This is a genomic window from Acinetobacter sp. UBA6526, assembly GCF_002434875.1.
Lineage (GTDB): Bacteria > Pseudomonadota > Gammaproteobacteria > Pseudomonadales > Moraxellaceae > Acinetobacter > Acinetobacter venetianus.
The window spans coordinates 18,179-27,959 of record NZ_DJLC01000006.1; the positions used below are offsets into that span (position 1 = coordinate 18,179).

Here is a 9,781-nt window from a genome sequence, read left to right on the forward strand (position 1 = left end):
CAACTTCACTTTGATTTTTCTAATAGATTAATAGCATAACTGAATTGATCTGAGGAAAATAAAATGACAAATTTGGAACGTCTATTGAGTCAGTATGCAGCTTATCATTTAGACAGAAATAATATTGTGACCCATTTTGTGGGTATTCCATTAATTGTTTTTTCTATTCTATGCTTAAGCGCTCGGGCTGCAGTTGATATATCTGGCTTTTCGGTCACTTTGGCTATGATACTCATAGTTTTAAGTAGCATTTACTATCTTTCATTAGATAAGTTATTTGGCATTTTGATGCTTATTCTATTCGTCTTGGTTTATCCATTGGCTATCAAAATTGCTGGATTCTCGATGTGGAGTTGGTTGGGTACAAGCATTGGTATTTTTGTGGTGGGGTGGGTATTCCAATTCATCGGGCATTATTTTGAGAAGAAAAAGCCAGCCTTTGTTGATGATCTGATTGGTCTAGCAATCGGACCATTATTCGTCTTGGCAGAGTTTGTATTCTTACTGGGTTTCCGTAAATCATTACATCAACGTATTTTAAAAGAAGCACAAATGAAACGTGCTGAAATGGATATGAAACCTCAAACAGTCGCTTGATGAGCTGGACTGACATTTACAAAGCCAAGTTAATCAAGCTTGGCTTTTTTATTTATTAGATTTAAAGATTCTAAAAAAGAAATTCAGTTGTTAAGCTATCTCTATTCAAATGTGGCGGTCAGAATTAAAAAGCACATGACAGGAATCTACGAATATTGGTCATTACCCTCCAAACTAAACATTAGATGTCCCGCATGTCAGGCCAACGCGGATTTTGAGTTTGCCCGATTGGCGAAGATTCAGTTGAAAAAAGATGTCGAGTATTTTCAGCATCATGCAGATTTTGATTATGCGCGTTTTCAGGACTCTTGTGGTGGGTACTGGCATGCTGCATTTTATTATCCGAATCTTTCGAGCAGTATTGACCAGATTCAAGGCTTGCCAGAAGGCTATGATTCAACATCTTGGAGCACATGCAATTCGTTGCAAAGTCGGGGTGGAGTGACTTGTGAATCTTGTGGTTATCGGCAAGAACATGAATTGAGTTGGCCTAATGATGCCTATTATATGGTTATGTATCGGCAACAGGCACTATGGGCATTTCACCGTGAAGCAGCAATAGAACTCTACCATTATTTAAGTGAGGCCTTACGTGACCATAAAAAGTATCGTTATTCATTCTTTTTATTACATGTTCCGACAGTTTTTAAGCAGAAAAAAGCACGTCAACATGTGACTCAGCAATTGCAAAAATTATTGAGTTAATGGAACTGCTAAAATTGTAGTGATATTAGAGCAAATAAAAACCGCCAATAAGATCATTATTGGCGGTTTTTAAGATTAGAAAATCGATTTATACGTTAAAACGGAAATGCAATACATCACCGTCTTGAACGATATAAGTTTTACCTTCTAAACGCCATTTACCAGCTTCTTTAGCACCGTTTTCACCGTTATATTGAATGAAGTCGTCATAAGCCACACACTCAGCACGGATGAAGCCTTTTTCAAAGTCAGTGTGAATCACACCAGCTGCTTGTGGCGCAGTTGCTCCGACTTTAACTGTCCAAGCACGAACTTCTTGTACACCCGCAGTGAAATAGGTTTGTAGGCCAAGCAATTTATAGCCTGCACGAATCACCACGTTCAAACCTGGTTCTTCCATACCCATCGCTTCCAAGAATTCAGCACGATCTTCATCTTCTAATAATGAAATTTCAGCTTCGATTTGGTTGCAAAGTGGTACAACAATGGCATTTTCTTCAGCAGCAAGTTTTTGTACTGCTTCAAGATGTGGGTTATTTTCAAAACCGTCTTCTGCAACGTTAGCAATATACATAGTTGGTTTAAGGGTCATTAAACCGAAACCACGTACAGCTTTACGTTCGTCATCAGACAGATCAGCCGCACGTGCTGGTTTACCTTCATCAAGCAAAGGTTGGATTTTTTCTAAAACTGCTTTAGTTGCAAGCGCTTCTTTATCGCCACCTTTTGCTGCTTTAGTTAAGCGTAATAATGCTTTTGCAACGGTATCAAGGTCAGCAAGTGCAAGTTCAGTATTGATGGTTGCAATGTCATCTAATGGGTCAATTTTACCATTTACGTGAATCACGTTTTCATCTTCAAAACAACGAACCACATGCGCAATTGCATCAGTTTCACGGATGTTGGCAAGGAATTGGTTACCCAAACCTTCACCTTTTGAGGCACCAGCAACCAAACCTGCGATGTCAACGAATTCCATTGTGGTTGGTAAGATGCGCTGTGGTTTTACAATTGCAGCAAGTTTATCTAAGCGTGAATCTGGAACAGGTACAATCCCTGTATTTGGTTCAATGGTACAGAACGGAAAGTTTTCAGCTGCAATCGCTGCCTTTGTTAATGCATTAAATAATGTAGATTTACCTACGTTTGGCAGACCAACAATACCGCAATTAAAACCCATGAAACCACTCACAAATGTGTTATATAAAAATTGCTGCTGATTTTACATGAAAGCCATGACAAAGTCATGGCTAGAGCAGATTATCAATTCGACATTAAACTTTGCGTTTATCCAGCTGTTTGGCAATATGATCACCTGTACTTTGCACCAATATCACTAAAACAATAAGAACTAAAATCACGGCTAACATCACTTGCATATCAAAACGCTGATAGCCATAGCGATAGGCAATATCACCGAGTCCACCCGCACCAATCGCACCTGCAATAGCAGAAGAACTGATCATGGTGACAATGGTCACAGTAAAGCCTGCGATGATGCCTGATAATGCTTCGGGAAGTAGTACGTGCCAAAGAATCTGTTTGCGGTTACAGCCCATGGCTTGTGCGGCTTCAATCAGACCTTGATCGACTTCACGTAAGCTGACTTCTGCAATACGTGCAAAGAAGGGAATGGCAGCAATGGTTAAGGGTACAATCGCGGCTAATACGCCATAGCTAGTGCCGACAATCCAGCGGGTAAATGGAATCAATGCCACCATTAAAATCAGGAAAGGGACAGAACGGGTAATGTTAATGATCCAGCCTAAGGACTGATTTATTTTCTTAGATGGATAGATACCAAAATCTGCAGTACTCACCAAAATTAAGGCTATTGGCAGACCAATTAAAAAGGCAATAAAGGCAGAAACCCCTACCATCACTAAGGTGTCGATTGTGCCTGTCAGTAATAGATCAATGAGTTGATTGTACATAACCGATCACCTCAAGTTGTGTAATGGCAGGGTGTTTTTCAAATTGTGCATCATTTAAGTCAAATTCGAGATTGCGAATCCCGATGATCAATGAGCCGATAGTACGCTGCTGAATGCTATCAATTTGACTGTAATACACTTGAACTGGACTATTAAAACTGCCCAGTAATTCATACAGATCAGGAACCAATTTCGATTCACTTACATATTTGAGTTTTAAAATCTGCTGTGTGGTCTGCTGATCAGCAGATTGGCTCAGTTCAAAGGGTAAATTCACTTGTTCAAAATTGAGTAATTCCTGCGTGATTTGTTGTTGCGGATTGGAAAATACCGACCAGACTTGCCCAGCTTCAACAATTTCACCCTGATCAATTACGATGACTTGATCGCAAATTTCTTGGATGACCTGCATTTCATGGGTGATCAAGACAATGGTTAAACCAAGGTCTCGGTTGATTTGTTTTAATAAGGACAGAATATTGGTGGTACTCTCAGGGTCGAGTGCCGAGGTAGCTTCGTCACAGAGCAGGATTTCAGGCTGAGAAACCAAGGCACGGGCAATACCAACGCGTTGTTTTTGCCCACCAGACAGTTGAGCAGGGTAATCATTTCGCTTTGCCTCTAATCCCACCAGCGTCAGTACCTCACTGACCTGTTGTTCTATTTCAGCCTTTTCATAACCCGCAATACGTAGCGGTAAAGCCACATTTTCCCACACGGTTTTGGCTGACATTAAATTAAAGTGCTGAAAAATCATGCCAATTTTTTGTCGTGTTTTGATCAGTTCAGCATGACCCAATTCAGCAATATTCTGCTGGTGAATCAAAATACTGCCTGTATCAATTGCTTCCAGCCCATTTAAGGTACGGATCAGTGATGATTTACCTGCGCCACTTTTGCCGATAATCCCAACAATTTGTGCTTTGGGAATATCGATATTAATGTCTTTTAATGCATGTAAGCGTTGGCCTTGTACCTCATAATATTTATTTAAACCGCGTATTTTCAGGTGGGGAACTGAAAAATCGACCTGTGAACCAAAACTCACCATGATTGTTCTCCTTATTTCCAACCTGGGAACCAGAGCGTTGGGCCGAAATCGCTATCTAAGGCAGCTTTGACCTTCGGCGAGTTTTGATAAATCTCGACAAACTTCTGTAGTTTGTTGTCTTTGTCCTGATAGTCATCCCTCACCACAAATAAAATCGCATAACGTTTATTGGTATTGTCATCAAACAATAGGGCATTTTCAGGATCAGCCGTTTTGGCTAAACGTAAGTAATGTGGATAGCCAAAAGCTAAATCAACATCATCAATGGCACGTGCAGTTTGAGGGCCTTCAACTTCGGTAAATTTCAGATTTTTCGGATTTGCAGTAATGTCTTTTAGTGCAGAAAGATGATTGTTGCTATCTTTCAGTTCAATCAGCTTAGCTTGTTGTAAAAGCAGTAATGCACGGCCTTGATTCACTGGATCATTAGGAATGGCAACAGTTGCGCCATTTGGAAGTTCATCGAAACTTTTATATTTTTTCGAATACAATCCAACATGTGAAGCCGCACCCGCAGCAAAGGATTTTAGCTTGAAGCCAGTTTCCTTAATCGCATTATCCAAGAAGGGTTGATGCTGGAAAAAATTCGCATCAATGTCACCATGATTTAAGGTAATATTTGGTGTATTCCAATCGGAAAATTCCACCAATTTCACATTGAGACCTTGTTGTTTGGCTTCATCCGCAGCAACTTGTAGGGGATGTGCAAACGAAGGGCTAATCCCAATCACCAATTCACTGCTATGATTCTGTCTTTGTTTATTCCAAATCAATAAGGCAATAATCGCAACAACGACGACAAGGCCAATACCGAGCCATTTCTTAGAGGCTGTTTGAGCCATATATTTCTCCAATTCTTTTCTTAAATGTTAAGCACTAATTTCTTCAATTATTTTTAGGTCATGTGTGTTGTTATGCGTTCTACATCGGAACTGATCGACAGGGTGGCTTGCGGCTAAATGATCGCCTTGGGCAAACAATTTGTTACGCAGTGAACCCGTTGCATATTCGGTTTTATAACGCTCACGTTGTTGTAACTCTGGGATCACCAGTCGAATAAAATCATGATGTGATTCAGGTGCAACCGTACGAGTCAGGTTAAAACCATCAATACCAGTCTCATCAAGCAGCTCAATCAGGTATTCTGCAACCTCTGCGCCACTACCGACGATGAGAGGATAACGTCCACCTAGTACATGCTGTGCTTTTAGATCATTTTTGCTGATGCGCTGTTCTTTAAACTTCTCATTGACGGAAGCAATGCTATTGCTCTTTTGATAAGGAATCGCTTCATCATCTACGAACTTGGCAAGATCAATGCCGACGGAACTGGCATAATGCGCTAAACCTGCTTCTGGGCTGGCATATTGGCGATATTCAGCCAGTTTTTGTTGGGCGAGTTCATGTGTTTCCGCGACGACAACGGTAATACCGACAAAGATTTTAATCGCATCTTCATCTCGACCTTGTTGCTGTGCTTGTAGTCGTATTTTATTAACTTGCTGACGAATCTTTTCAGGTTGATCACCGCCAATAAAAATACATTCTGCATGACGCGTGGCGAACTGTAGTCCTTTCGGTGAAGCACCTGCTTGGAAGAGTGTTGGCGTACGTTGAACCGATGGTGCAACCTGAAATACACCTTGGCTTTGGTAATATTGACCTTGATGATTGATTGAGTGGACCTTGTTCGGGTCAGTAAAAACGCGCTGTTGTTTATCTTTTTTTAAGGCGTCATTTTCCCAAGAACCTTCCCAATATTTATAACAAAGCTGTAAAAACTCCTCGGCCTGATCATAGCGCGCATCGTGATCTTTTAAACCTTTTTGCCCAATTAAGCGTTCGGCACTATCCAAATAGCCGGTGACAATATTCCAGCCCAAACGACCTTGGGTTAAATGATCCAGACTGGCAAATCGCCGTGCAAATTGGTAGGGCTGTTCATAGCTCAAATTGACCGTGACACCAAAGCTTAAATTTTGTGTGACTAAGGCCATTGCCGAAATCAGGGTCGATGGATCATGACTAGGTAACTGAATCGATTCTTTTAAAGTCAGCTCAACTCCATTTTGATAGACATCATAAACACCCGTAATATCCGCAAGGAATAAGCCATCAAACAAACCTTGTTCCAGACTCTGTGCCAATTCAGTCCAATAATTCAGCTCATTAAATCGATGTGATTGATCCCGTGGATGCGTCCATAAACCATGATTGATATGACCGACACAGTTCATATCAAAGGCATTTAACAAGATTTTCTTGGCAGTCGTTTGAGTCATTACAAAGTCCCCCGACGTGGAGGCAGTACACCATTCAACACATAATTACCGATGAAGTAATATTTCCAGCGTGCAGCATCATGCAAGGTATGAACCCGTGCATTACGCCAATGCCGATCCAGAGCATCAGCACGTTGGCTACCGCGGCTGCCAGCCAATTCAATCAATTTAGATGATGCCTTTAATGCTGTTTCAGTACTATGTGCACGAACTTTGGCGACATCAATTGAGGCTTTGGCTAAGGTCTCAGCATTCAACCCATATTTAGCAGCATCAACAGATCGAGCTGCTTGTTTGAGGAGTAATTCGCTGGCTTTTACATCGGTTGCCACACGACCAAGCTCAGACAGGGTTAAGGGGTCTTGAGTAGCGGAATCAATATTGGCATCAATCCAAGGACGCGCCACACGCACACGCGCTAGGGTTTCTTCAAAGGCTGCACGGGCAATCCCGACTTCAATTGCAGCATGCATGATTTGAGCAAATGGCCCCACCAAGGACAGTTGTTTAAAGGCAGCATCAAAAGGAATCACATCCTCTTTGGCGACAAAAACTCGATTAAACTTTACTGTGCCGCTGCCTGTGGTGCGTTGCCCAAAGCCTGACCAATCATCAATCAGTTCTAAACCTTGGCTGTCTCTTTGTACAAAAGCCAAAAATTCATTGCCTGCTTCATCAATCACTAGAGTTGGAATACGATGTGCAAACAGGCTACCCGTGCAATAAAACTTTTCTCCTTGGATCAGATAACCGCTTTCGCTTGGGATTAAGGTAGTTTGTTTATGTGCTGAGGTACGGGTTTTAAATTCCGCCAGCGCATTACCAAAACGTGCACCTTGTAATACTTCCTGATAGAGGCGTTTCTTTTGTTGTTCTGTCCCCGTATTTCGCAGTACTTCTAATGCATAAAAATGATTTTGTGGAATTTGACCAATTGAACCATCCGCACCACTAAATAAAGCGATGACTCTGGCAACGGTTAGACTTGAAACCTCTGCACCGCCATACTGTTTAGGTACAGTAATCGCCCATAAACCTGACTGACTATAGGCTTCAATTTCAGTAAACGGCAACTTTCGATTGGCATCACGTTCAATTGCAGCTTGTTTAAACTGTTGACTGAGCTGGATCGCAATGTCTAGGGCTTCGGCATCGCTTTGGATAATATGCGCTGCTTTAAAATTGGTTTTGGCAAAACCTTGTAATTCTTGATAAGAGGTCATGATGATTTGCTCCTTAAATCCAGGCATGGCGGGCAGGGTGTGTACCATTGAGGTAATAATCACCGATGGCATGGAATTTCCAACGCACAGGATCGTGTAAGGTGTGTACACGGGCATTGCGCCAGTGTTGATCAAGATTATGCTGGCTCAGACTGGCACGGCTGCCGCCAAGTTCCAGTAGTTTCTCGGAGATATGCAGGGCAGCATCATTTGCATAGATTTTTGCTTCAGCCACTAAAATTGAGGCGCGAGCAGCTTGCTCGGCAGAAATTTCCGTGAGTTGATCCAGTTCATCTAGATATTCGGCAGCATCATCGAGTAATAAAATGGCTGCATCGAGCAGGATATTGAGTTTGCCAACTTCTTGCAGGGTGTAATGTTCTTCACTGGCTTTTTCTACGCCTGCATCAATAATGGGGCGTGCTTTACGAATGCTGGATAAGGTGTCATCAAAAGCCGCTTCGGCAATGCCGATATCAATCGCAACTTGTAATAGCTGAGAATATGCACCGCGCACATTTGGGGTGTCGGCAATAATGCTCTCATCAAAAAATAGTGTAGGATCAACGACAACATTGCGTAGTTTTACCGTTCCACTGGCTGTAGTACGTTGACCAAAGCCATTCCAGTCATTAATCACTTCGACACCAGTAGCATAGCGATCAACGATCACCAATACTGTATAGCCATCGGGGTGTAAGGCACGAATCGCTAACCAATCTGCAAAGCTAGTGCCTGTAGAGTAAAATTTTTCGCCATTTAAAAGGTATTGACCATTTTCCAACGTTAACTTGGTTTGAATGGTTTTGGTATCTTTAGAATTTTTTTCAGGCCCACCATTGGCAATGCGTTTACCTGCAAGAATTTCAGCGTAGATAAACTGTTTTTGCGCATCTGAACCGGTGATATTAATAAAATTTAAAAGGCCGAATTGGTTTTGTGGAATTTGTCCAACATTGGCATCGGCTTTAGTTAAAATACGAAATACATGGGCCAAGGTCTTATTGGAGACAAAAGCACCGCCATATTGTTTTGGAATACGAATACCGCCTAAGCCTTTTTGACTGAACTGATTGATTTGTTCGATTGGCAAAATACGATTTTGGTCTCGTTTATTTCGTTCTTCTAATGCAAAGTCAGCAACTTGATAGGCAGCATTAATGGCCTGCTGATCATTTGAAATCAGTTGTATTTGAGTTCTAATGGCTGATGGTTTACTGGACATGTGAGTACCTCTAATAGCTAAGAAATACTTTATAAAAATTTTACTTTTCCATTAAACTAGTAGTTATGCCTTGTATATCACAATAATTTCTAAGCATTTTTTATGAGAAAAATAACAAAAAAAATTCATATCTAATCTAAATATAAAACAATAGTTTATGTAGATTGAAAGTTTATTAATGAGTATAAAAAGCTCTTTTCTATGAAAGAAAGGAATATTCTCACCACGAATATTGATAAAGAAACTTTGCCAAAATTAAAAATGATCGAGCAAAAAGGACATTGTATTGATTAGCTTTTACTTCTAAAGTAGAGCAAACCTTAGGTTTGATCGAGTAGAAAAATAAATTTGGAGAATTTATGCGGGTTTTATACCAATTTCCTTTGTCTCATTATTGTGAAAAAGCTCGCTGGTTGTTAGATCATAAGGAATTGGACTATGTGGCACATAATTTAATTCCCGGTTTTCACCGCGCATTTACCTATCTTAAGTCAGGGCAATATCTGTTGCCGATGCTAAAAGATGATAAACAATGGATTGCTGATTCAACACAAATCGCGCTGTATTTAGATACAACTTATCCTGAGCATGCCTTATTAAGACGTGATGAACAATTACGTGAACATGCACTTGAAATTGATCAACTTGCAAATGAGCTAGGTATTCATGTGCGCCGTTGGTCATTAGCTCAAGCACTTTCAGTTGGCGATCATCCTTTAGAAATTATGATGGGTGAGCAAGGCTATTTACGCCAGTTTGAAAAA

General features: G+C 40.9%; 10 protein-coding genes. 3 read left to right on the forward strand and 7 right to left on the reverse strand.

The window, feature by feature from the left end; genetic code table 11:
• The first annotated feature begins 63 nt into the window (after nucleotides 1-63).
• Together B4237_RS00380 and B4237_RS00385 are read left to right on the forward strand one after the other, a co-directional pair.
• The gene (locus tag B4237_RS00380; protein WP_278595739.1) at nucleotides 64-597 is read left to right on the forward strand and encodes a DUF962 domain-containing protein; all 534 of its coding nucleotides are present in this window, start codon (nucleotides 64-66) and stop codon (nucleotides 595-597) included.
• A gap of 135 nt (nucleotides 598-732) precedes the next feature.
• A complete protein-coding gene (locus B4237_RS00385) occupies nucleotides 733-1,302 on the forward strand; it encodes a hypothetical protein (RefSeq protein ID WP_257736374.1) in 570 nt (189 codons plus the stop codon).
• Nucleotides 1,303-1,390: 88 nt separating this feature from the next.
• On the opposite strand, the gene ychF is transcribed toward B4237_RS00385, so the two are convergent.
• The 7 genes from ychF to B4237_RS00420 all read right to left on the reverse strand — a co-directional run bounded on the left by ychF (nucleotide 1,391) and on the right by B4237_RS00420 (nucleotide 9,017).
• Nucleotides 1,391-2,482, reverse strand: a complete 1,092-nt coding sequence (gene ychF / locus B4237_RS00390; RefSeq protein ID WP_004878859.1) for a redox-regulated ATPase YchF — start codon at nucleotides 2,480-2,482, stop codon at nucleotides 1,391-1,393.
• 94 nt (nucleotides 2,483-2,576) lie between these two features.
• Complete coding sequence (locus B4237_RS00395) at nucleotides 2,577-3,236, reverse strand: methionine ABC transporter permease (protein WP_004878861.1); 660 nt, start codon at nucleotides 3,234-3,236, stop codon at nucleotides 2,577-2,579.
• Nucleotides 3,217-4,287, reverse strand: a complete 1,071-nt coding sequence (locus B4237_RS00400; protein WP_061397622.1) for a methionine ABC transporter ATP-binding protein — start codon at nucleotides 4,285-4,287, stop codon at nucleotides 3,217-3,219. Before B4237_RS00400 ends, B4237_RS00395 begins: the two co-directional genes overlap by 20 nt.
• 11 nt (nucleotides 4,288-4,298) lie before the next feature.
• On the reverse strand, nucleotides 4,299-5,129 hold the full coding sequence (locus B4237_RS00405) for a MetQ/NlpA family ABC transporter substrate-binding protein (RefSeq protein WP_061397621.1): 831 nt from the start codon (nucleotides 5,127-5,129) through the stop codon (nucleotides 4,299-4,301).
• A 27-nt stretch (nucleotides 5,130-5,156) separates the two neighbouring features.
• Complete coding sequence (locus tag B4237_RS00410) at nucleotides 5,157-6,569, reverse strand: LLM class flavin-dependent oxidoreductase (RefSeq protein WP_278595738.1); 1,413 nt, start codon at nucleotides 6,567-6,569, stop codon at nucleotides 5,157-5,159.
• A complete protein-coding gene (locus tag B4237_RS00415) occupies nucleotides 6,569-7,792 on the reverse strand; it encodes an SfnB family sulfur acquisition oxidoreductase (RefSeq protein ID WP_278595737.1) in 1,224 nt (407 codons plus the stop codon). The genes B4237_RS00410 and B4237_RS00415 overlap by 1 nt, the downstream gene beginning before the upstream one ends.
• A 13-nt stretch (nucleotides 7,793-7,805) precedes the next feature.
• A complete protein-coding gene (locus tag B4237_RS00420) occupies nucleotides 7,806-9,017 on the reverse strand; it encodes an SfnB family sulfur acquisition oxidoreductase (protein WP_278595736.1) in 1,212 nt (403 codons plus the stop codon).
• A gap of 359 nt (nucleotides 9,018-9,376) precedes the next feature.
• On the opposite strand from B4237_RS00420, the gene B4237_RS00425 reads away from it, so the two are divergent.
• The coding region (locus tag B4237_RS00425) for a glutathione S-transferase family protein (RefSeq protein WP_286940757.1) at nucleotides 9,377-9,781 on the forward strand (405 nt) is incomplete at its 3' end.

What these genes read in the sequence shown, in the direction of transcription:
- B4237_RS00400 (WP_061397622.1), bottom strand. Translation starts at nt 4,287, where the DNA reads ATGGTGAGTTTTGGTTCACAGGTCGATTTTTCAGTTCCCCACCTGAAA.
- B4237_RS00410 (WP_278595738.1), bottom strand. Translation starts at nt 6,569, where the DNA reads ATGACTCAAACGACTGCCAAGAAAATCTTGTTAAATGCCTTTGATATG.
- B4237_RS00380 (WP_278595739.1), top strand. Translation starts at nt 64, where the DNA reads ATGACAAATTTGGAACGTCTATTGAGTCAGTATGCAGCTTATCATTTA.
- B4237_RS00415 (WP_278595737.1), bottom strand. Translation starts at nt 7,792, where the DNA reads ATGACCTCTTATCAAGAATTACAAGGTTTTGCCAAAACCAATTTTAAA.
- B4237_RS00385 (WP_257736374.1), top strand. Translation starts at nt 733, where the DNA reads ATGACAGGAATCTACGAATATTGGTCATTACCCTCCAAACTAAACATT.
- ychF (WP_004878859.1), bottom strand. Translation starts at nt 2,482, where the DNA reads ATGGGTTTTAATTGCGGTATTGTTGGTCTGCCAAACGTAGGTAAATCT.
- B4237_RS00405 (WP_061397621.1), bottom strand. Translation starts at nt 5,129, where the DNA reads ATGGCTCAAACAGCCTCTAAGAAATGGCTCGGTATTGGCCTTGTCGTC.
- B4237_RS00420 (WP_278595736.1), bottom strand. Translation starts at nt 9,017, where the DNA reads ATGTCCAGTAAACCATCAGCCATTAGAACTCAAATACAACTGATTTCA.
- B4237_RS00395 (WP_004878861.1), bottom strand. Translation starts at nt 3,236, where the DNA reads ATGTACAATCAACTCATTGATCTATTACTGACAGGCACAATCGACACC.